Origin of the sequence: Streptomyces sp. NPDC093598, assembly GCF_044764825.1 — a bacterium.
In the GTDB taxonomy this organism is placed as follows: domain Bacteria; phylum Actinomycetota; class Actinomycetes; order Streptomycetales; family Streptomycetaceae; genus Streptomyces.
Window position 1 is genome coordinate 17,853 of record NZ_JBIWIV010000019.1, and the last position, 19,701, is coordinate 37,553.

19 protein-coding genes and 1 pseudogene are annotated in these 19,701 nt (G+C 69.0%); 14 read left to right on the forward strand and 6 right to left on the reverse strand.

The window, feature by feature from the left end:
• The first annotated feature begins 34 nt into the window (after positions 1 to 34).
• The 4 genes from ACIRDU_RS34260 to ddaH all read left to right on the forward strand — a co-directional run bounded on the left by ACIRDU_RS34260 (position 35) and on the right by ddaH (position 3,862).
• A complete protein-coding gene (locus ACIRDU_RS34260) occupies positions 35 to 247 on the forward strand; it encodes an MbtH family protein (RefSeq protein ID WP_403587114.1) in 213 nt (70 codons plus the stop codon).
• Between the two features lie 142 nt (positions 248 to 389).
• Positions 390 to 1,655, forward strand: a complete 1,266-nt coding sequence (locus ACIRDU_RS34265) for a KamA family radical SAM protein (RefSeq protein WP_403587116.1) — start codon at positions 390 to 392, stop codon at positions 1,653 to 1,655.
• Between the two features lie 96 nt (positions 1,656 to 1,751).
• Positions 1,752 to 3,002, forward strand: coding sequence for an MFS transporter (locus ACIRDU_RS34270; RefSeq protein ID WP_403587118.1), 1,251 nt, complete (start codon positions 1,752 to 1,754; stop codon positions 3,000 to 3,002).
• A 50-nt stretch (positions 3,003 to 3,052) separates the two neighbouring features.
• Positions 3,053 to 3,862, forward strand: a complete 810-nt coding sequence (gene ddaH, locus ACIRDU_RS34275; RefSeq protein WP_403587120.1) for a dimethylargininase — start codon at positions 3,053 to 3,055, stop codon at positions 3,860 to 3,862.
• A 28-nt stretch (positions 3,863 to 3,890) separates the two neighbouring features.
• Here the strand turns inward: ddaH and ACIRDU_RS34280 are convergent, their stop codons facing one another.
• Positions 3,891 to 4,226, reverse strand: coding sequence for a VOC family protein (locus ACIRDU_RS34280; protein WP_403587123.1), 336 nt, complete (start codon positions 4,224 to 4,226; stop codon positions 3,891 to 3,893).
• 67 nt (positions 4,227 to 4,293) lie between these two features.
• Between ACIRDU_RS34280 and ACIRDU_RS34285 the strand changes: the two genes are divergently transcribed.
• Both ACIRDU_RS34285 and ACIRDU_RS34290 read left to right on the forward strand, forming a co-directional pair.
• Positions 4,294 to 5,007, forward strand: a complete 714-nt coding sequence (locus ACIRDU_RS34285) for a hypothetical protein (protein ID WP_403587126.1) — start codon at positions 4,294 to 4,296, stop codon at positions 5,005 to 5,007.
• A 335-nt stretch (positions 5,008 to 5,342) separates the two neighbouring features.
• Positions 5,343 to 7,088, forward strand: a complete 1,746-nt coding sequence (locus ACIRDU_RS34290; protein ID WP_403587129.1) for a serine/threonine-protein kinase — start codon at positions 5,343 to 5,345, stop codon at positions 7,086 to 7,088.
• A gap of 262 nt (positions 7,089 to 7,350) precedes the next feature.
• On the opposite strand, the gene ACIRDU_RS34295 is transcribed toward ACIRDU_RS34290, so the two are convergent.
• Both ACIRDU_RS34295 and ACIRDU_RS34300 read right to left on the reverse strand, forming a co-directional pair.
• Positions 7,351 to 8,154 carry a phosphatidate cytidylyltransferase gene (locus tag ACIRDU_RS34295; RefSeq protein ID WP_403587132.1) on the reverse strand — a complete coding sequence of 268 codons (804 nt, stop codon included), beginning with the start codon at positions 8,152 to 8,154 and terminating at the stop codon, positions 7,351 to 7,353.
• Complete coding sequence (locus tag ACIRDU_RS34300) at positions 8,151 to 9,908, reverse strand: aminotransferase class I/II-fold pyridoxal phosphate-dependent enzyme (protein WP_403587135.1); 1,758 nt, start codon at positions 9,906 to 9,908, stop codon at positions 8,151 to 8,153. Before ACIRDU_RS34300 ends, ACIRDU_RS34295 begins: the two co-directional genes overlap by 4 nt.
• Before the next feature lie 879 nt (positions 9,909 to 10,787).
• Between ACIRDU_RS34300 and ACIRDU_RS34305 the strand changes: the two genes are divergently transcribed.
• Positions 10,788 to 11,477, forward strand: coding sequence for a lysostaphin resistance A-like protein (locus ACIRDU_RS34305; RefSeq protein WP_403587137.1), 690 nt, complete (start codon positions 10,788 to 10,790; stop codon positions 11,475 to 11,477).
• Positions 11,478 to 12,033: 556 nt separating this feature from the next.
• Here the strand turns inward: ACIRDU_RS34305 and ACIRDU_RS34310 are convergent.
• Positions 12,034 to 12,237, reverse strand: coding sequence for a cold-shock protein (locus ACIRDU_RS34310; RefSeq protein WP_007379522.1), 204 nt, complete (start codon positions 12,235 to 12,237; stop codon positions 12,034 to 12,036).
• 289 nt (positions 12,238 to 12,526) lie between these two features.
• Between ACIRDU_RS34310 and ACIRDU_RS34315 the strand changes: the two genes are divergently transcribed.
• The gene (locus ACIRDU_RS34315) at positions 12,527 to 12,682 is read left to right on the forward strand and encodes a DUF6131 family protein (protein ID WP_403587141.1); all 156 of its coding nucleotides are present in this window, start codon (positions 12,527 to 12,529) and stop codon (positions 12,680 to 12,682) included.
• Positions 12,683 to 12,777: 95 nt separating this feature from the next.
• Here the strand turns inward: ACIRDU_RS34315 and ACIRDU_RS34320 are convergent, their stop codons facing one another.
• Positions 12,778 to 12,975, reverse strand: coding sequence for a hypothetical protein (locus ACIRDU_RS34320; protein WP_403587400.1), 198 nt, complete (start codon positions 12,973 to 12,975; stop codon positions 12,778 to 12,780).
• 199 nt (positions 12,976 to 13,174) lie between these two features.
• Positions 13,175 to 13,544: pseudogene (locus ACIRDU_RS34325) on the reverse strand (hypothetical protein); the annotation flags it as partial.
• 192 nt (positions 13,545 to 13,736) lie between these two features.
• Here ACIRDU_RS34325 and ACIRDU_RS34330 point away from each other — a divergent pair.
• The 6 genes from ACIRDU_RS34330 (at position 13,737) to ACIRDU_RS34355 (ending at position 19,696) form a co-directional block, all read left to right on the forward strand.
• Complete coding sequence (locus ACIRDU_RS34330; RefSeq protein WP_403587143.1) at positions 13,737 to 14,798, forward strand: TerC family protein; 1,062 nt, start codon at positions 13,737 to 13,739, stop codon at positions 14,796 to 14,798.
• A 99-nt stretch (positions 14,799 to 14,897) separates the two neighbouring features.
• Positions 14,898 to 15,134, forward strand: a complete 237-nt coding sequence (locus ACIRDU_RS34335; RefSeq protein ID WP_403587146.1) for a hypothetical protein — start codon at positions 14,898 to 14,900, stop codon at positions 15,132 to 15,134.
• A gap of 492 nt (positions 15,135 to 15,626) precedes the next feature.
• A complete protein-coding gene (locus ACIRDU_RS34340; protein ID WP_403587149.1) occupies positions 15,627 to 16,445 on the forward strand; it encodes a class I SAM-dependent methyltransferase in 819 nt (272 codons plus the stop codon).
• A 608-nt stretch (positions 16,446 to 17,053) separates the two neighbouring features.
• Positions 17,054 to 18,031 (forward strand): ABC transporter substrate-binding protein, encoded by a 978-nt coding sequence (locus tag ACIRDU_RS34345; protein WP_403587152.1) that lies wholly within the window; start codon positions 17,054 to 17,056, stop codon positions 18,029 to 18,031.
• A complete protein-coding gene (locus ACIRDU_RS34350; protein ID WP_403587155.1) occupies positions 18,028 to 18,900 on the forward strand; it encodes an ABC transporter permease in 873 nt (290 codons plus the stop codon). Before ACIRDU_RS34345 ends, ACIRDU_RS34350 begins: the two co-directional genes overlap by 4 nt.
• A 4-nt stretch (positions 18,901 to 18,904) precedes the next feature.
• Complete coding sequence (locus tag ACIRDU_RS34355; protein ID WP_392358200.1) at positions 18,905 to 19,696, forward strand: ABC transporter permease; 792 nt, start codon at positions 18,905 to 18,907, stop codon at positions 19,694 to 19,696.
• The last annotated feature ends 5 nt before the right edge of the window (positions 19,697 to 19,701 follow it).

The following is a 19,701-nucleotide window of genomic DNA, read 5'->3' on the forward strand; positions in this document are numbered from 1 at the left end:
CACCCTCACCACTCACACAAGAAGGAGATTTGCCATGTCCGCAGAAGAGGACAACCGCACCTTTCGCGTCGTCGTCAACCACGAGGAGCAGTACTCGATCTGGGCGGCCGGGCGTGACCTGCCGGACGGCTGGACGGCCACCGGATTCGAGGGCCCGAAGCAGGACTGCCTGAGCCACATCGACGAAGTGTGGACGGACATGCGACCCCTGAGCCTGCGCCGACGGATGGCGGACGCCGGACAGTGACCCGACGGGCCCAGCCGGGACGCGGCCGGGCGGCGCACGCCGGTCCTGCCGCGTCCCGGCCCGGCGGCCGTTCCGCCCGCGGCCCCCCATGCTTATGCGCTCTTTCCTCGTCAGACCCAGCAAGCCCCACAGATAGGCGGCCGTGTTGAAAGCCTTCGCCCACCAGCGTCTTGAACGACTCGCCCGCGACCGGGGCATGCCGGAGGAGTACCTGCACGAGCTGCGGGTGGTGTCGTCGGTGTTGCCGTTCAAGGTCAACGAGTACGTCGTCGACGAACTCATCGACTGGTCCGCGGCACCGGACGACCCGATCTTCCGGCTCACCTTCCCGCACCGCGACATGTTGCCGCCCGACGTCTACGACGGCATGGCGGCCCTGCACCGCGCGGCCGCCTCGCCCGACGTGATCCGCAAGGCCGCCCGGGAGGTCCACGCCCGCCTCAATCCCAATCCCGGCGCGCAGTTGGAGGCCAACGTCCCGAACCATGGGGAGCACCCCGTGGACGGCGTCCAGCACAAGTACGCCGAGACGGTCCTGGTGTTCCCCGCGCAGGGCCAGACCTGCCATTCCTACTGCGGTTACTGCTTCCGCTGGTCCCAGTTCGTCGGCAACGCCGACATCCGGCAGGCCGCCCCGGACGTCGGCCGCGTGGTGTCGTACCTGGCCCGCCACCAGGAGGTCACCGACGTCCTGCTCACCGGAGGCGACCCCATGATCATGAGCTCCGCCGTGCTGGACCGGTGGGTGGCCCCGCTCCTCACCCAGGACCTCGACCACATCCGCACGATCCGCTTCGGGACCAAGGCGCTCTCCTACTGGCCCTACCGCTTCACCACCGACCGCGACGCCGACGACCTTCTCCGGCTGTTCGAACGCATCGTGGCCGATGGCCGGCACGCCGCGGTCATGGCCCACTTCTCCCACCCGAGGGAACTGGAGAACCCGGCGGTGCGGGAGGCGATCCGGCGCATCCGCGACACCGGCGCGGTCATCCGGGCACAGGCGCCCCTCATCGCCCACGTCAACGACCGTGCCGAGGACTGGGCGGTGATGTGGCAGCGCCTGGTGGAACTCGGCGTGGTGCCGTACTACATGTTCGTCGAACGGGACACGGGCGCGCACAGCTACTTCAGCGTGCCGCTGACCCGAGCCCTTCAGATCTACACCGACGCGATCCGCAGTGTGTCCGGTCTGGCACGCACAGCCCGCGGCCCCGTGATGTCCGCCGCACCGGGCAAGGTCCTCGTCGACGGCGTCGTGACCGTCGGCGGCAGCGAGGTGTTCAGCCTGCGCATGCTCCAGGCGCGCGACGCCCGCCTGGTGGGCCGGCAGTTCTTCGCCCACCACGACACGCATGCCGAATGGCTGGACGACCTGCGGCCCGCACTCGGCTCGTGGTGGCCGTGACGAACCCGGCAGCGAGCCCGGCCGGCAGGGCGAGCGCCGCGGCCGTCGCGATCTTCGAAGTCGCCACCCCTGGAACGTCCGTACTGGAGGAAACCGATGCCGCCGACCAAAGAGGACGCCGACGCCACGGCGAACGCCGAGCCGGAACCGAGTCTGTGGCGCAACAGGGACTTCAACCTGCTCTGGGTCAGTCAGTCGCTGTCCGACCTGGGCACCGCCATGTCCAACCTGGCCCTGCCCCTGCTCGTTCTGCACCTCACCGGATCACCCGCCCAGGCAGGTCTGGTCGGCACCGCCGGTCTGCTCGTGACCATGGTGTGCAGGCTGCCGGCCGGAGTCCTGGCCGACCGGCTCGACCGACGCCGGGTGATGATCGCCTGCGACCTGCTGCGCCTCACCGCCTACGGTGCCCTCTTCGCCGCCGTCATGGCCGATGTCGCCGGCATCGCCCTGGTGCTCACCGTGGTGGTCCTGAGCGCCGGCGCCAACGCCCTGTTCAGCACCGCCGAGCACGCCGCCGTCCGCAGCCTGGTCCCCTCCGGTCAGCTGTCCACCGCGGTCGCCCGCAACGAGGCGCGCGCCTACGGGACGTCACTGGCCGGACCGCCCCTGGGCGGCATACTCTTCGCGGCCGGACGGTCGCTGCCGTTCCTCGGCAACGCGCTGAGCCATCTGCTGTCCCTCGTCGCCGTCCTGTGCATCCAGCGGCCCCTGCAAGGGCCACGGACAGCAGAGACCGAGTCCGGGCGGGCGGCCGGGGCCGAGGGGCTGCGCTTCGTGCTGGGCAATCCGTTCCTGCGCGCCCTGCTGCTGATCGCCGCTCCGCTCAACATGGCTTTCACCGGCATGATCTTCACCATCATCGTCGCCCTGCAACGCAACGGCACTTCACCCGCCCTCGTCGGCACGGCCAGCACGATCTTCGGACTCGGGGGCTTCCTCGGCGCCTTCGCCGCCCCGGCCCTCCAACGAAGGCTTCCCCTGCCCAAGCTGATTCTGGTGCTGTGCTGGGCCACGACCGTTCTCATGGCGGCCAGTGCCCTGTTCGCCACCAGCGTCCTGGCCGCCGTACCACTGGCCTGTGCCGTCTTCCTCGGCCCCACCGCCAACGCCGCCCTGTTCGGCTACCAGGCGGCCATCACCCCCGATCACCTGCAAGGGCGCGTGATCAGCGTCATCCTGCTGGTCGCCACCTCGGCGGCGGCCCTCGCGCCCGGACTCGCCGGCCTGCTCACGGCGCACCTGTCCAGCGCGGCGACGATGCTCGCCTTCTCGCTGATCGTCGCGATCGCCGCGATCGCGGCCACGTTCAGCACCGGCATCAAAACGATGACCACGGACGCATGACGTCCGACCACGGCCGACACGGCCCACGACACGAAAGAAGGGTTCACCGCATGCGTGAACGCACAGCTCGACCCAGGCGCTACGTCATGTGCCGGCCGGAGTACTTCGACGTCACCTACGCCATCAACCCATGGATGGACACGGGCAAACCCGTCGACACACCACTGGCCGTGGCCCAGTGGGAACGGCTGCGCACGGTCCTCCAGGAGAGCGGCCATACCGTCGAACTCGTCGATCCGGAGCCCGAACTGCCCGACATGGTGTACGCGGCGAACGGCGCGATCGTCATCGACGGCAAGGTGCTGGGGGCACGCTTCCGCCACCCCGAGCGCGCCGCCGAAGGGACGGCATACCTGCGCTGGTTCCGACAGCAGGGGTTCCGCGCGGCCGCGAGCCGCTGCATCAATGAAGGCGAAGGTGACTTCCTCTGCACCGGCACGCTGGTGCTCGGCGGCCACGGGCTCCGCAGCCAACGGGACAGCCTGCTGGAGGTCCAGGAGTTCTTCGGCCGCCCGGTGATCGGCCTCGAACTGATCGACCCGGACTACTACCACCTGGACACCGCCCTGGCGGTCCTCGACCACGACGAGATCATGTACTACCCGCAGGCGTTCACTCCCGGCAGCCGTGAGGTGCTGCGCCGCCTGTTCCCCGACGCCATCGAGGCGGAGGCCGCCGACGCCGAGGTGTTCGGCCTCAACGCGGTGAGCGACGGGCACCGGGTCTTCCTGCCCGAGCCGGCCACCGCCCTCGCGGCGCGGCTGCGGGACCGCGGATTCGAACCGGTGGGGGTGGACCTGTCGGAACTGCTCAAGGGCGGCGGCAGCGTGAAGTGCTGCACGCTGGAGATCAGAACGTAGGAGCAGCCCTGCTCTTCCTTGTCGCCTGTCAGTCCCGGACCAGACAGAACGGGTGTCCTGCCGGATCCGCAAAGATGCGCCAACTCCGCTTTCCGTCACCCTCGTCGAGCAGTGTGGCGCCCCGATCGAGGACGTCTTCCTGGGCTCGCTCCAGGTCCTTGACCCCCAGGTCGAGGTGGAACTGCTGGGGGTGAGCGGAATCGGGCCACCGCGGCGGCCGGTGGTCTTCCACGCGCTGGAAGGCCAGCACGAACCCGCCGTCGGTGTGGAGCGTCGCCCAGCCCTCGCCGCTGCGGTCAACGTTCCTGTGGGGGAGGGACGGTGAGCGGAATTGAGTGCCGGCTACTCCATGGGCGATGGCCATCCGGGCAGAGCATTGCCTCTGCGCCCACCTCGGCGCGTCCCTCATTTCCAGACACGTGGAGAACCGGATGAGAATACGGGCTACGGCGACCGCCACCATCACGGCCGCGCTTCTCACGACGGTAATGGCGGGCACCAGCCCCGCCTCTGCCGGTGAGGAGCCGGACCACCAGGCGGTCTCGACCGCCATCCAACACGCGATCGCGGGAAAGGCCACTCCTGAAGATCTCCAGATCATCAAGAACGACCCCAAGCTGGCCCGGACGGTTCCGGTGAACGTGCGGGCGGGCCGACCGGTCATCACCAAGGCCTCGCCGCCCGCAGGCAAAGATGCCGCGGCTTCCCGGACAGCCGCAGCCGCCACGGCCGACAACCAGACGAAGTGCCTGAGCGTCGACTACCCGCTCACCAACACCAGCTACCTGGGCGAGATCATCTACACCTGGCACCACAAGTTCTCCTGGTGCACCGCCAATACGGTCTCGGGTGCGGAGTGGTCGCGGGTCATCACGGCCAGCCCTTACAACCGGTACGACTACTTCACCAACAAGTCCAGCGTGGTCTACCCCCAGGGACTGACCACTGATGTGTCCTTCGCGCCGGTAGGGTCCCCGATGGGCACGATCAACCCCAGTGGAGCAGGATCGCCCTACCACTCCTACTTGGCGAGGTCGGTGAACCTCTGCATCGCGCAGTATGCCTGCTACGCCAGCAACCTGCCGCAGAGCGACCTGACCATCGGAAGGGACAACGCCTACCCCGCGATGGCGCGGGCGCTCTGATCTAGCCCCCCGCTGCGCCGCAGACCTCACCGCTTCGAGACGGTGGGGCCTGCGGCCGCCGGGAGATCCCGGACAACGACTTCGGCGACGACGCAGACGGCAGATTCTTCCTCCAAGCGCTGCGCAAGGCAGTCGCGGCAGCCAAGCAAAGCTGAACCACGCGTGGTGGTGCGTTCCCAGCTCGTCCTTGTCCACCGCTCCGCCATGTCTGGGCTCCTCATCATGAATCGCTCCTCCGGAGAACGCGCGTCGGCACGGACCACAGAAACACCGACCAAGGACAGGGGAGTCACCTGGACGGGGCCGTGTCGCCGGCGTCCCGTAGGCTCCCGGCCATGAACGACGGGGAATCCGGCAGACGGGTCATAGACGGGCGCTTCGAACTCCAGGCGCGGCTCGGTGGCGGCGGCATGGGCCTGGTGTGGCTGGCTCGCGATCTCATCCTCGACCGAGCCGTGGCGCTGAAGGAAGTACGGCCCTCCGATCCAGGTCTTGCCGAATACGATCCGGGTGCTGCGGCGATGCTCCGGGCCCGCGTGTTGCGCGAGGCACGGGCACTCGCGCGGGTCGACCACCCCAATGTGGTGACCATTCACCACGTGGTGGACGGCGAGGAACACACCTACCCATGGCTCGTCATGGAGCTGGTGACCGGCGGATCGCTTCAGGACCGGCTGGACAAGGGGCCGCTGGCGCCCGTCGAGGCCGCCCGGCTCGGCCGCGAGGTTCTCACCGCGCTGCGCGCCGCGCATGCAGTCGGCATCCAGCACCGGGACGTAAAACCCGCCAACGTCCTGATGAGGCCCGACGGGCGTCCCGTCCTCACCGACTTCGGCATCGCGGCCATCAGGGAGTCGACCGTCCTGACTGTGACCGGCTCCCTCATCGGCACACCCGACTACATGGCCCCCGAGCGCATTTCCGGCGGTGAGGGCGGCCCGAGCTCCGACCTGTGGTCGCTGGCGATGATGCTGTACGTCGCCGTCGAAGGGCATCATCCGCTGCGCAGGGGAACCACCCTCGCGACGCTGGCGGCTCTCCTGAGCGAGGAGCTTCCGCCGCCCCTCCAGGCCGGAGTGCTGACCGGCTTCCTGAACGCCGTGCTGGTCAAAGACCCGGCCGGCCGAGCGGACGCGGAGACCGCCGACCGGATGCTCGCGGAAGCGGCCAACGGCCGCAACGCGGCTCCAAGCGCTCCCGACGGGGCGGGCGCGGCCACCACCTCGTACCGGCTGGCGCCTTCGTCAGGGCCGACACCCACACCGTCCGTACCGGCCGGTTTCGGACCGCCTTCGGGCTTCGGGCCGCCGACCGGCTTCCGGCCGGCGGGACCGCACGACGCCGTGCCCGGCCCCGTCGTGCCGCCCACCCCCTACCCGGTGGGTCCCACACGGCCGACACCGTCGCGACCGGGAAGCCGTGCGAAGAGCCGTATCACGATCGCCTCGTCGGTCGTCGGAACGGTGCTGGTGGGAGTCCTGGTGTGGACCCTGCTACCAGACGGAGGCGACAACAACGACAGGAACGCAGCCGATTCACCCGGCTCGGCCTCGACCCGGACGAAGGACCCGACTTCCGCACCGCCGAGAGCGTCGCATTCGGCATCGGCATCCCCAGCCGACACGAAGACCGGTCTGCTCACCCCGGACGGCATCCGGACGGCGGTGAAGGAGATCAAAGCCGCGACCGGCACGGACCGCGCCTGCGGCCTCACCGTCTATCCGGACCACGTGTCCGCGGACATCATGGTCAAGGGAAGCGACACCAAGTACGACAGCTACACCTACCGCCCGGGCCGGGGCGTCGAGAAGGGCATCATCAGCAGTTCGATCATCGGCGGCGAACGCCCCTTCAGCCTGGACGACTTCGACTGGGACGTCCTTCCCCCCTTGCTGAAGCGGGCGGAGAAGGACCTGAACGTGAAGCGGCCGACCATGCGTTACGTTCTGGTCAACCCTGCCGATGACACGTTCGACACCCCGCTGGGGCTGTCCGTCTATCTCGCTGACGGTCATGCCACCGGCTATCTGGCCGCTGACCTGAAGGGCAAGGTGACCCGGGTCGTGCCGGTCCGGGACTGACCGACCTGACGGCAAGACCCGTCGCTGCGGTCGACGCACTCCCGGGCCCCCGAGGCATGGTGAACCCAAACCCGCGGCCGGCCGTTTGGAGACCGAGGGCCCGGGGTGTCTGCTGAAGGGGAGGGCACGGCCACGGATCGGGTGGCGGCGGCCATGGGAGAGCCTACCCATCGGCCCGCGAGACGGGCGAAGACCTGTTGCAGCCAGGCAGTGATGGTGTTGCCGTTGTGGCCGGAGCGTTCCCCTTCGATTGCCAGCCCGCTCATCCCAGCACGACGAGCACCGCCAACGCCCCTACGAGTGAGTCGATGCGGTCCAGCAGCCCTCCGGCTCCCGCCAGCCACCGGCCGGAGTCCTTGACGCCGGCGCCGCGTTTGATGAGGGATTCCACCAAGTCGCCTGCGGGTCCACCTACGGCCACCGCGGCTGCCGCCGGCCAGCTCCACGCCGAGAGCGACGCGAGTACGGCCAGGCCCGCCGCCGCGCCGCACAGCGTCCCGCTCCACCGCTTGGCCGGGGACAGGCGCGACAACCGGGGCCCGCCCAGTCGCTGGCCGGCGAAGTAGGCCACCACGTCGGCGATCGATACCGCGGTGAAAAGGGCCAGGCCGAGTGTCCCCAACGGTGCCAACGCGGCCAGCACGCCCAGCCACACCAAGCCGAGTACACCGGTGCCGAGCCGTCGCAAGCCGTCCTCGGCATCGCCGGCCGCCACAGTCACGGCGACCAGGGTAAGGGCCCCGACGGCGCCTACCCGCCAGATCTGGTCCGGCGCCGACGCGGCGGCGACGATCAGCCCTGTCACGGCGGCGGCGAGCACCGCCCGGTCGGTGCGAGGCAGCTGGGTCATCGCGCCGAACTCCAGCACCGCGACCACCGCGACGATAACGGCCAGCAGGGCGATCCCGGGCCGCCCCCACCAGAACGCGGCGGTCACCACCGGCACGCCCACCGCCCATGCACACCACCGGACCATCAACTCCCGCCGCCGTGATGCCCCGACCGCCACACCGCTCACCAGCAGGGCGCCGCCCAGCCACGGCGCCAGTGCGGCCACCGAGGTCACTGTGCCGCTCCGAGGCCCGACACAGCGAAGGAGTCCGCGCGCAGTTCACCCAGGGCAGCCCGGTAGGCGTCCACGATGCGCGTGTTCTCGCCGGTGTCTCGGACCGCGACGCGTACGGTTCGGCCCTCGTACGACGACGACAGCGGCGACAGGTCCCGCAGGTACACACCGTGGCGTCGGCACTCCGTGACCAGGGACGCGGCGCTCGGCCCGCCCGGCGGCAGAGTGAGCGTCAGGAAGTTGGCCACCGACTCCTCGACCGTGACCGACGCGTCCACCGCGGCCAGGTCGGCGGCGAGCCGGCGGCGCAGCTCGTGCGTGCGCCGCAGCACGCCGGCGTAGTACGCCGGGTCGCGCAGTGCCGCCACCGCCGCGAGCTGGGCCGGCAGCCCGAGGGCCCACGGCGGCGTCCACCGGCGCAGCTCCGCCGCCGTATCCGGCTCGGCCACCAGGTAGGCGGCCCGCACGCCGGAGAGGGCGTACGTCTTCGACATGGAGGTGCAGACCACCACGCGCGGGTCCCGCGCGGCGAACGGGGCGAGCGACTCGGCGGGGTCGACGTAGCCGAGGTATGCCTCGTCGATCCACCACCGGGTGCGGGCCGGGGCGGCGGTGATGGCCGCGCGCAGCTCGGCGGCCGGTGCGTGGCGGCCGGTCGGGTTGTTCGGGTTGACCACCACCACGAGGTCGTAGGATCCGCCGGCGACGACCGCCGACAACCTGGCCGGATCGATGCGCCAGCCCTCCTCGCGTCGCAGCCGGAACCGGTCCACGCAGCAGCCGATCACCCGCTCCGCGACATGGGAGTACTCGCCGTATCCGGGGTCCACCAGCAGGACCCGGCTCGCCGACGTCAGCCACCGGTCGAAGGCTCGGAAGATCAGGTCGGAGGAGCCGGCGCCGACCGCGAGCGTCTCCGGGGGCAGGCCGCGGACGGCGGCGAGTTCAGCGAGCAGGCCCTCCGCGCCGGTCGGTGGTGAGGTGCGGGCGACCCACCCGGCGTCCTCGGCGAGCACCGCCCGCGCCCCGGGGGCCGGCGGGAACCAGGCGTCGAGCACGTCGGCCGCGACCACTTCGTGCCGTCGTTCAAGTGTGCGGAAGTCCACGCCGACTGCGGTGAACGAGGCTCCACCGTGCTCGCAGCCGTCCGGTCGGGGTGCGAACGGCGCGTCCAGCCGCCAGTCCACGCCGGCCGTCAACCGGGCCAACGTTGCCGCATGCCGGCCTGTCGCACCTCGCGACAACTCCGCCACGTCCCCGGTGAGCACTTCGAAATCGACCGCTCCGCTGCGGACGGTACGGCCGACGGGACGCAGACCCGCCGCCCGGTACATGCCGACCAGGTCGGAGCGGCCCATCGCCACCACCCGCCGCCCGCCGCGGGACGCGATCCAGCGCAGCGCCGCGTACATCAACAGCGCGCCCGCCGCGCCGGCCCGGGCCTCGGGCTCGACGGTGAGCAGCCGCACCTCGAAGACGTCGGCCTCGTCCAGGAGCGGAAGCTGCTCCCGGGTCAGGTACTTGTCCAGCCCGTACCGGCCCACCCACGGAGGCGTCACGCTGACGAACCCGACACGGTCCGCACCTCGCGTCGCTACCAGGTAGACGTTGTCGCCGTCCAAACCGTCGACCAGCCGCCCCTCGGCGTTGGGCACGTGCTGGCCCAGCTCCTCGGCGTAGACACGGTGCCGCAGTTCATAGACCCAGGACATGTCACCGGCGGCGGCGGAACGCAGGCTGAGGGGACGGCTCATCAAAACCTCTTCGTACGGGGGCAAGGCGGTCCAGTGTGGCTGCGACCGGTCTGCGGGGAGCAGGGGCGGACAGCTCGGGCGGTCTGAGTACGCGTACTCAGGCGGTTCCGGTCGCCGAAGTCCAGGCTGTTGCGGTCCCGTGTCCTGCGGCCCCGACCGTCGCGGCCCTGTCCGCCTGGGTCCCTGCTGTCTTCCTTCTGCCCAGGGTCGTTGTCCGCCGTACCGGCGGTGCCGTCGAGCCGCAGTCGGCGGGCGGTGGCGAACGACGACCGGTGGATGCCGGTGGGGCAGGTCCACGCCGACACAGCCCGTGCGAGGAGGTGCGGAAGGCGGCCGTCGGCCCCGCGGCCCAGCCTCCGGCTGCACCGGCCGGACTCCGTATGCCGTCGTCCGCTCCGAGTTCGGCGAGATCGGTGACCCGCACCACGTCGTCAAGATCCTTGTTGTGCCTGTGGCCGTCGCGCACTGCCAAGAGCACCGTGTCGCCCTGGCGCCTGCTGACGCCAGAGCCCGGCCGAACCCGGTGTCACCACCGTGGAAGTGCGGGCCGCCTTGCCCTGCGAAGTGGGCGGGGCGGTCGTCGCCGGGGGCACGGTGACGTCGAGGGCGTGCCACCCTCCGTGAAGAGCGCCAGGCTTGCCAGGATCGGGGCTCGCTTCTCCACGGTCCGACGTGGATCGTGGCGTGCGCGTGGGAGACCCGCGTGCTCTGCAATCTTCCGGCCGCGGCCAGGCGGACGGCGGTTCCGCAGGATCGTGAACCGAGGCTCCTCAAGTCTGGAGTCTGCCCGACGCTGCTGATGCCCCTGCCCGTGACGGCGTCGGCTACCGCCGCAGGGATCAGCACGCCGACATACTGATGGGAGATCCTGGAGTCAGCATGCGGATCGTCTGTGTCGTTGTCGTCCTGGCCGTCGTGAACCTGCTCAACAACTGGCTCGCGCGGGGCCCCTACGTGTACGTGCTGACCTGTGTGACCGCCACGGTCGTCCTGCTGCTGATCGCCCGCTGGGACGGTCTCACTCTGGCCGACCTGGGGCTCGACACAGCGGGGGTGCGCCTGGGGTTGCGGTGGACGCCCGTCCTGGCCGGTGCCGTCCTTGTCGTCCTGCTGCTCCTCCTCTCCGTACCGGCCGGCCGAGAAGCCTTCCGCGATGCCAGGGCCGTCGACCTGTCCATGGGGCAGTTGCTGTGCCGCGTACTGGTGCGGGTGCCGTTCGGCACTGTGCTGCTGGAGGAGACAGCTTTCCGCGGTGTCCTGTGGGCCATGATCCGCCGTCGACGCGGAACGGCGTGGGCCACCACCGTCTCGTCGCTGCTGTTCGGTCTGTGGCACTTGCTGCCTTCTCGCGGGCTGGGCCGCTCCAACGCCGCCGTGGGAGCGGTCTTCGGCAGCGGCTCGGCGGACGTGACGCCGACCATCGCGGTGGCCGTCGTGGCCATGGTGGCTGCCGGAGTGGTCCTGTGCGAGCTGCGGCGCCGCACCGGCAGCCTGCTGGCGCCGGCAGCACTGCACTGGGCGATCAATGGCTTCGGTTACGCACTGGCCTGGGCGACACCTCGGTGGTGACCCTCCGCCTGAACCTCCGGCGGCGCCCGCCCCGAGCTACTCGGCTCACCCCTGAGCGTGCTTTCACGACCATCTGATGATCACGCCCAGCACCGCTGGGGGGCGGCATAAGGAAGGGCCCCGAGGCAGGGTGTTCTGCGTGTCCGACAGTCCCCGCGCCGAGATGACCTGCAGCGAAGCGGGTGACCCGGGCACGCGCAAGGGGCCCACCGTCTCGGGGAACGTGTGGCCCCGGCGAGAGGTGACAAGGAGGCTCGCCGCCCGGCGTGCTGATGTAAGCCCGAAAGGCGAGCCCCTATTGAGTCCCCCGCGCACCGAAGGGCGGGGAGCCGCGTCCACGTGGCCGTCCGACCCCCCGCCACGACCGGACCGACGCCGGGCGGGTCGACAAACAGCACGCTGGAGGCGCTGATGTGCCGGCGCCGTCACGGCGTCGATGGCGATGCGGGGCTTGGACCGCTCGACGACCGGGATCGTCAGGCGAAACAGTGACGTCGTAGAGACTGCCTGGGAAACCCTCCGCGGCGGCCTCTCATCGGTCCTGGCGGCGCTGTGGTCACGCCGGGCGGATGTTCTCCGCCTGCGGGCCCTTCTGGCCCTGCGTGACATCGAACTCGACTTTCTGCCCCTCCTGCAGCTCGCGGAAACCCTGAGCGGCAATGTTGGAGTAGTGAGCAAACACGTCGGGTCCGCCGCCTTCCTGCTCGATGAAGCCGAAACCCTTTTCGCTGTTGAACCACTTCACGGTGCCCTTAGCCATGACCTGCTCCTTCGGTCGAGGGAAACCCAGGCGCGCGCCTTGCAGGCCCGGGAGGTGATCGCCTTGGTCCGATGAGGCGCTGAACAGCAAGAACGCCCATGATCGTGATCACGGGCGAACGGGACTTCGGAACCACGACTGCTGAATAGCGACGCTACACCGCGCGGCCGACAGCCGCTATTGAGAGCGACCTCGCCCGGGCTTGGGCCGGTCCCGCAGACTACGACTTTCCTCGCGAGGTATTCCGGGTGCACAGTGTAAGCAGCACCAACTTGCACTGGAGGTGGCCATGCTCCTCCTCGGTATCATTCTGCTCGTCATTGGATTCGTCGCAGGTATCTCCATCCTGTGGACCATCGGGATCATCCTCGCGGTCATCGGTGCGGTCCTATGGGTGCTCGGAGCCACCGGACACGCCGTGGCAGGCCGTCGGCACTACTGGTGACCGTTGGGTACAGCCAGGCGTTCAGCGTTGCGGCGGGCTTCCGCAGGAATCACCGCACGTTCACCCAACACCTCCACGAGAACGACTTCCTCGCGTCAGCCGCAGTGGGGCCGGCAGTCCGGCTGCTCTCCGGAGCAGAAACTCGATAACACGTCGGGGACCTGCCAGGAACCGTCGGCCCGCTGCCAGGTGGCCTCGTAGTGGGAGCTCTTGGTCGTGCTCATGTGCGTGTGGCCGTTGCCTTCGGTGTGCGTCGTCGCCGAGGTCGGGGTGTGCGTGGGCCGACCGACCATGGAACCCGCCTCTGTTGTCGGCGCCCCGCTCACACGCCACAACTTCGCGGAACCGGGTCTGCCTACGGGTCAGCGGCGCCGGAAGCGCCGCCCCGAGCACACTCGGACCAAGGGCGACCACAATCCACGCTTGAGGGAGCGCTTGGCCGTCGCGGGGCCCGGCAGCAGGCGGACTGACGAAGCCACGGCCGGAGGCGGAGCAGCGGCTGGCGATCTCGTGCGGTACTGGGGGCGGGTGGCGTCGGAGGAAGTCGATGCCCGCCGCGTTGGTGATGTTGCTGCGGGTGACGAAGGCGGTAGGAGTGCGTCTCGAAGTACCGGCACGGCCACGAAAAGCCTCGCGAGGCCCAGTCGAGGGTGCTGAAGCGGCCCCGGTGGTCGACCGCCTCCGGTCGCCTGACCGTGACGCCGAGGGACTCCAGCAGGGCGACGCACTCCTCGAGTTCGTGCTGGGCCCGCTCGATCAGTGAGCGGGGGTACCTGAAGCTTCCGGCAAAGCCCAGTAATGGTTTCGCCCAGGGCGGGACGTTGCAGGACACGACCGGATGACGGGAGGGGAGGGTTGCGCCGTTTTGCGACCACTCCAGAAAGTGCGTGTGAAACGCCGATCGGCGCCGCTCCGGGCCAGGCTCCTCCGACTCGCCGGGCTCGTGGGCCGACTCGCCCCTGCTGGCGTAGGCCCCACTGGGCGACAACCAGCGCGACGTGCTCCAGACTCGAAAGGGACACTGCCGGTCGATCGCACTTGAGGGGTCGGACCCGTGCATGACGTTCCGCTGTGGCTGTGGATGGTGTTCGCCGTCACCGTGCTGGTGTCCCTGGCGGTTGATCTGCTCGCGCACCGGCAGGCTCACGTGATCGGTTTTCGCGAGGCCGCCGCTTGGAGCGGTGTCTGGGTGGGACTGGCAGTCGTCTTCGGTGTCGTGGTGTTCCTCGTGGTTGGCACGGCCGCCGGGGTCGAGTACACCACCGCCTGGCTGCTGGAAAAGAGCCTGTCGGTCGACAACTTGTTCGTCTTCGCGCTGATCTTCGGCTACTTCAGAGTGCCACGCGCCTACCAGCACCGTGTCCTGTTCCTCGGCGTCCTCGGCGCCCTGGTGTTCCGCGGCATCTTCCTCGCCGCCGGTGTGGCGGTGGTCAGCCGCTTCACCGCCGTCCTGTTCGTCTTCGCCGCCATCCTTTTCTACAGCACCTACAAGATCCTCAAAGAGGAGGACGACAGCTTCGACCCCGGCAAGAGCATCGCCGTGAGACTGCTCCGCAAGATCATCCCTGTGCGGGACGACTATGCCGGAACCCATTTCTTCGTGAAGGAAGCCGGACGACGCGTCGCCACCCCGCTGCTTGCCGTCGTCGCCGCGATCGAAGCTGCTGACCTCGTCTTCGCTGTCGACAGCGTGCCCGCAGTCCTGGCCGTCAGCAGCGACGCCTTCATCGTCTACACCAGCAACGCCTTCGCCATCCTCGGCCTGCGCGCCCTGTACTTCATGCTCGCCGGTCTGCTCGACCGCTTCCACTACCTCAGCACGGGCCTGGCACTCATCCTCTCCTTCATCGCCGTCAAGCTCATCCTCCAGGCCTCCCATGAAACGATCAGTACGGCCGTACCCGAGATCCCCTCGCCCCTCAGCCTCGCCGTCATCGCCACCGTCCTGGCCGTCTCCGTCGCCCTCAGCATGCTGCGCCCCCCACCCGAAGCCAAGGCCCTCCCGGAGCCCCTCAGGTCCCTCGACGGCGAGCCCGCCGAGAGCAGCTCGGACCGACCCGGCCCCACGCCGCCGACCGATACGCAAGACACCGCCGAACCACCCGGCAGCAAGTGACCCCGCCAAGCGTGCCGCGCCCGCGGGAGCCGACTGGCGCCGGGGACACCCCACACCAAAAGACTCCAAAACCAAGTAAAGCGGTCGTAAAATGTGGTTATGGGCAGCGAACAGAAACCCCAAGCGACCACGTCGTCCCGATACGTCTGCAGCTCATGCAAGCAGCCGGTGGATGCCGTGGTGGAACGGCACAAAACCATGGGAGTCTTCGTCCCGCTCTGGACGGCAGGCCCCTGCCACAATCCGCGCTGTGACCAGTACATATCGGAACAGGTGCAAATCAGCTCAGTGCGCAGCGCCATCTGGAAGAACATGATCGGACGGACACGCGACTGATCGATGCCTGTGCGACGGAACCACCGCAACGATCATTAGTGCCCTTCAACAACGCTGATCGGCTCGACTGCGGGCGCCCCGGACCGACCCACCCGCCGGGCATCTGAAGAGGGGGACGTGCGGGGTAGTCGCGCTGATCTGCCCGGGGTCGGTGTCAAGCGGGGGCGAGGGTGCTACCCCTGTGCGAATTCGTTCGAGGGTGATGAGTCGGCGGGGGCAGCCAGGCCCAGCCGGAGGGTGGTGGGCCCGCTTCTCCACGCGAATCGCCAGACAGGCGCCGGCATCCGACCGGCCATCGCTCGCGAGGTGGCACAAGCCGCATGCTGCGGCCCGCTACATTGACCCGCGACCTACCCGGAACCGGCCGGCGCGCTGGTGCGCGCAGGGGGTGGCGCGGCAAGCGGAGTTCCGTCGGTCGACCACACCCTTTCATCGCTCTTTTCAGGGGGCGCTCCGCGTGCCGGGGACGTCCCACGTACGGAGGTCGCCGCCATGGCCCAGGACGCGAAGTCCGCGAAGAAGCTGAGGCACAACCGCTCCACCTTCACCCACAAGGTCGGCTACGCCCTGACTCACCCCAGCCGCGTCGCCCCGTATCTCCGCCGTGCCACCCGGGACACCTGGCTGCGCGTGAAGCATCCCGACCACGTCGGCTACTACCGCGCAGTGATGGCCTCCGACACCCGCCGCAACCCTGAAGCCGCGGTCGGCAGCCAGACCCGCGAGCGCTGGCTGGCCCTCGGGCAGATGCAGTTCGACTACCTGATCGAGCACGGGCTGCGCCCTGAGCACCGGATGCTCGACATCGGCTGCGGCAACTTGCGCGGCGGCTGGCGCTTCATCGACTACCTCCACACCGGCAACTATTACGGCATCGACATCTCGCCGGACATTCTGATCGCCGCCAAGAAGACGCTCGTCGAGCGAGACCTCCAGGAGAAACTGCCGCACCTGACCCTCACCGGCGACCTCACCCTGGACTTCCTGCCCGGCGACCACTTCGACGTCGTGCACGCACACAGCGTCTTCTCCCACTCGCCGCTGGAGGTGATCGAAGAATGCCTCGCCCACGTGGGCCGCATCCTGACCCACAAGGGATTCTTCGACTTCACCTTCGATCGCACCGAAGGCACCGAACACCAGGTGCTGGGCGAGGACTTCTACTACCGCACCCAGACCCTCCTGGCCCTGGCCCACAAGCACCGCCTGCACGCCTGCTTCATGGACGACTGGGAGCAGCGGCCCCACGGGCAGTCGAAGATTCGCGTAAGCCGCTCTCCGCTGCCGGGCCCGATCAGTAGGACGGAGTGAAGCGGCGCCTGCCGCACGTTACGGATCCTGCCGGATCGCGGCCTTGGTCAGGCCTTTATCGGCATCCATCCGTCGATGAGTCCGGCGTCAAGCAGTGAGCATGCAGCAAGGGCCGGCACGACACGCCTGCTGATGACGGGCGCCGGCTCCTGCTCAGGAGCCGGGGCCTACGTCAGCGTGGGCGACAGGGCGTGTTCGCACGATCCCGTCGGCGCGTGCTTTCACCGGGCATCCGCCTGCCAAGGGACGGGCTGCCTATCCGGTCCCCGCGTTGGCCTCGGGCTGCCGACCTCGGTGACCGGCGCGCGCCGCGCCTGGACGAGACGTCCGGCACGGTCGCCCACCGCTCGGGTCAGGCCGCTGACGGAACGGCCAACGGCACAGGCATGCAACGGACCGAGCGATGATCACGGCACACCAGCAACGCCCCAACAGAGGAGTGCACTTCGGGCGGTGGCGGGGCTCCGGCCCGCCGCGCGCCTGCCTGACCGAGCACTACCGGTGTCACCCCACCTATTGACGCACCGCGAACCCGGCCATAGCCTCCCGCTACCGTTCGGGATACGGACAATATTTCGCACAGCGCACACACTCGTCAGGAGAGGCCCATGCGAAGAGGCATCATCGGGCTCGCCATAGCAGCGGTCACGTTCACGGCCGCGACCGGATGCGGATCCTCGTCTTCTGCGACAGGCGGTTCCTCGCCCTCGGACGGGGGCAAGACGACGCAGGTCAAGGTAGGGGTCATTCCCATCGTCGATGTGGCGCCGCTGTATCTGGGAGAAAAGAAGGGCTTCTTCAGCAGTCGCGGCATCGAGCTGGAGTTGGTGACCGCCCAGGGCGGGGCGGCGATCATCCCCGGTGTCGTCAGCGGCGAGTTCCAGTTCGGGTTCAGCAATGTCACCTCGCTGATGATCGCGCAGTCCAAGGGAGTACCGGTCAAGTCCGTGGTCAACGGTGTCGCCTCCACCGGCGTCACCGGGAAGGACGTCACGGGAGTCGCGGTCAAGAAGGACAGCAAGGTCAAGTCCGCGAAGGACCTCGCCGGGAAGACAGTGGCTGTCAACACCCTCAAGAACATCGGGGACACCACCGTCCACGAGTCGGTGCGCAAGGACGGAGGAGACCCCTCGAAGGTCAAGTTCGTCGAGTTGCCGTTCGACCAGATGCCGGCCGCGCTGGACAGCGGACGGGTCGACGCCGCCTGGATGGCCGAGCCGGCGCTGACCATCGCCAAGGGCCAGGGCGCCCGCGTCGTGGCGTCCCCGTTCGCCGACACCGACCCGAAGCTCACCGTCGCGACGTACTTTGCCTCCACCAAGCTGGCGCAGGAGAACCCCGGGCTGCTGAAGAAGTTCACCGAGGCGATGACCGAGTCCCTGGAGTACGCCGCCGAACACCCCGACGAGGCGCGCCAGATCCTCACCACCTACACCAAGATCAGCGGTGAGGTGCTGAAGAACCTGACGCTGCCGAGCTGGACCGCGGAGTACGACATGAAGTCCCTGGAGAAGCTCGCCTCCCTCGGCGAGAAGGACGGCATCTTCGGCGGCACGAAGCCCGACCTGGACGCCCTGTTCTCATGAGCGGTTCTGAGAGCACCTCTGTGCTGACGAAGAGCGTCGGCGCCGTCGGGACCGTCAGCGGTCCCGACGGGCCTGAGACGCGGCGTGCCCGGCGCTTCCCGGGGAAGGCCACCACTTTGTCGCGTGGGGCAGCGGGCCTGGTGGGCCTGGTGGTCCTGCTTCAAGTGCTGCCCCACACCGGTCTGGTCTCCGCCGACTACCTCCCACCCGCGTCGGAGATGGGCCGGGCCCTGTGGCAGGTGCTCGCCGAGGACGCGTTCTGGACCGCGCTCGGCGACACCCTGACCGGGTGGGGTATCGGACTGGCCATCGCCGTCATGGCGGGCGTGACGGCGGGCATCGGGATCGGATCGGTGCCCCTGCTGCGGGCGGCCACCGCCTCGACCATCGAGTTCCTGCGGCCCATCCCGTCGGTGGCTCTGATCCCGGTGGCCGTACTGCTCTACGGCACGGACCTGAGATCGAAACTGCTGCTGGTGGTGTACGCCTCCTTCTGGCAGGTCCTCGTCCAGGTGCTGGCCGGGATGCAGGACGTCGACCCGGTCGCCGACGACACCGCCCGCAGCTACCAGCTGGGCACGTGGGGACGGGTGCGCCACGTCATGTGGCCCACCGCGCTGCCGTATGTGATGACGGGCGTACGGCTGGCCGCCACCGTGGCGCTGGTCCTGGCGATCACCGCCGAACTCGTCATCGGCTCGCCGGGGCTGGGCAACCAGATCGCCGTCGCCCAGACCTCCGGCGCGGTACCCGACGTCTACGCCCTGGTCCTGGTCACCGGGCTGCTGGGCATCGCGATCAACCTGGTGGCCCGGACCGTCGAGCGGCGGGCACTGCACTGGCATCAGTCCATCCGCAGGGAAGGGTAGCCGGATGATCCGGACGACTGTCCTCAACGTGGCCCGTCGTGCCTCGCTGGTCCTGGGCCTGCCCCTGGTCCTGTTCGGAGTGTGGTGGTCCCTCAGCGCCGGCAGCACCGACTTCTACAGCCCTCCGCTCTCCACCATCCTGGGGAAGTTCGCGGACGTCTGGACGGGCGAGCGGCTGACATCCGACGTGGTGCCCAGCGTGATTCGGCTGACCGCCGGCTATCTGCTGGCCATCGTCGCCGGAGTCGGGCTGGGGCTGGTGATCGGCATGAGCCGCCTCGTGCGCGACTTCCTGGAGCCGGTCATGGAACTCTTCAGGGCCATACCGCCCCCGGTGCTGGTACCGATCATCATGCTCTTCGCGGGCATCGGCGACACCATGAAGGTGCTCGTCATCGTCAGCGGGTGCATGTGGCCGATTCTGCTCAACACGGTCGAGGGTGTCCGCGCCGTCGACGAGGTGCTCAGCGACACCTGCCGCTCGTACGGCATCACCGGCACTCGACGCCTGTGGCACCTGGTACTGCGCTCGGCGAGCCCGCAGATCGTCACCGGCATGCGTCAGTCCCTGTCGATCGGCATCATCCTCATGGTCATCAGCGAGATGTTCGCCGCCAGCAACGGCCTCGGGTTCGCCGTCGTGCAGTTCCAGCGGTCCTTCGCCATCCCCGAGATGTGGAGCGGCGTCCTGCTGCTCGGCTTGCTCGGTTTCGTCCTGTCGCTGCTCTTCCGGTTCACGGAGAACCGGGTCCTGGCCTGGTACCACGGCTTGCGCCGAGCTCAGCGCAATCCCTGACAAGG

What these genes read in the sequence shown, in the direction of transcription:
- ddaH (WP_403587120.1), top strand. Translation starts at nt 3,053, where the DNA reads ATGCGTGAACGCACAGCTCGACCCAGGCGCTACGTCATGTGCCGGCCG.
- ACIRDU_RS34345 (WP_403587152.1), top strand. Translation starts at nt 17,054, where the DNA reads ATGCGAAGAGGCATCATCGGGCTCGCCATAGCAGCGGTCACGTTCACG.
- ACIRDU_RS34260 (WP_403587114.1), top strand. Translation starts at nt 35, where the DNA reads ATGTCCGCAGAAGAGGACAACCGCACCTTTCGCGTCGTCGTCAACCAC.
- ACIRDU_RS34290 (WP_403587129.1), top strand. Translation starts at nt 5,343, where the DNA reads ATGAACGACGGGGAATCCGGCAGACGGGTCATAGACGGGCGCTTCGAA.
- ACIRDU_RS34280 (WP_403587123.1), bottom strand. Translation starts at nt 4,226, where the DNA reads ATGGCCATCGCCCATGGAGTAGCCGGCACTCAATTCCGCTCACCGTCC.
- ACIRDU_RS34300 (WP_403587135.1), bottom strand. Translation starts at nt 9,908, where the DNA reads ATGAGCCGTCCCCTCAGCCTGCGTTCCGCCGCCGCCGGTGACATGTCC.
- ACIRDU_RS34270 (WP_403587118.1), top strand. Translation starts at nt 1,752, where the DNA reads ATGCCGCCGACCAAAGAGGACGCCGACGCCACGGCGAACGCCGAGCCG.
- ACIRDU_RS34350 (WP_403587155.1), top strand. Translation starts at nt 18,028, where the DNA reads ATGAGCGGTTCTGAGAGCACCTCTGTGCTGACGAAGAGCGTCGGCGCC.
- ACIRDU_RS34315 (WP_403587141.1), top strand. Translation starts at nt 12,527, where the DNA reads ATGCTCCTCCTCGGTATCATTCTGCTCGTCATTGGATTCGTCGCAGGT.
- ACIRDU_RS34335 (WP_403587146.1), top strand. Translation starts at nt 14,898, where the DNA reads ATGGGCAGCGAACAGAAACCCCAAGCGACCACGTCGTCCCGATACGTC.
- ACIRDU_RS34310 (WP_007379522.1), bottom strand. Translation starts at nt 12,237, where the DNA reads ATGGCTAAGGGCACCGTGAAGTGGTTCAACAGCGAAAAGGGTTTCGGC.
- ACIRDU_RS34285 (WP_403587126.1), top strand. Translation starts at nt 4,294, where the DNA reads ATGAGAATACGGGCTACGGCGACCGCCACCATCACGGCCGCGCTTCTC.
- ACIRDU_RS34340 (WP_403587149.1), top strand. Translation starts at nt 15,627, where the DNA reads ATGGCCCAGGACGCGAAGTCCGCGAAGAAGCTGAGGCACAACCGCTCC.
- ACIRDU_RS34355 (WP_392358200.1), top strand. Translation starts at nt 18,905, where the DNA reads ATGATCCGGACGACTGTCCTCAACGTGGCCCGTCGTGCCTCGCTGGTC.
- ACIRDU_RS34320 (WP_403587400.1), bottom strand. Translation starts at nt 12,975, where the DNA reads ATGGTCGGTCGGCCCACGCACACCCCGACCTCGGCGACGACGCACACC.
- ACIRDU_RS34305 (WP_403587137.1), top strand. Translation starts at nt 10,788, where the DNA reads ATGCGGATCGTCTGTGTCGTTGTCGTCCTGGCCGTCGTGAACCTGCTC.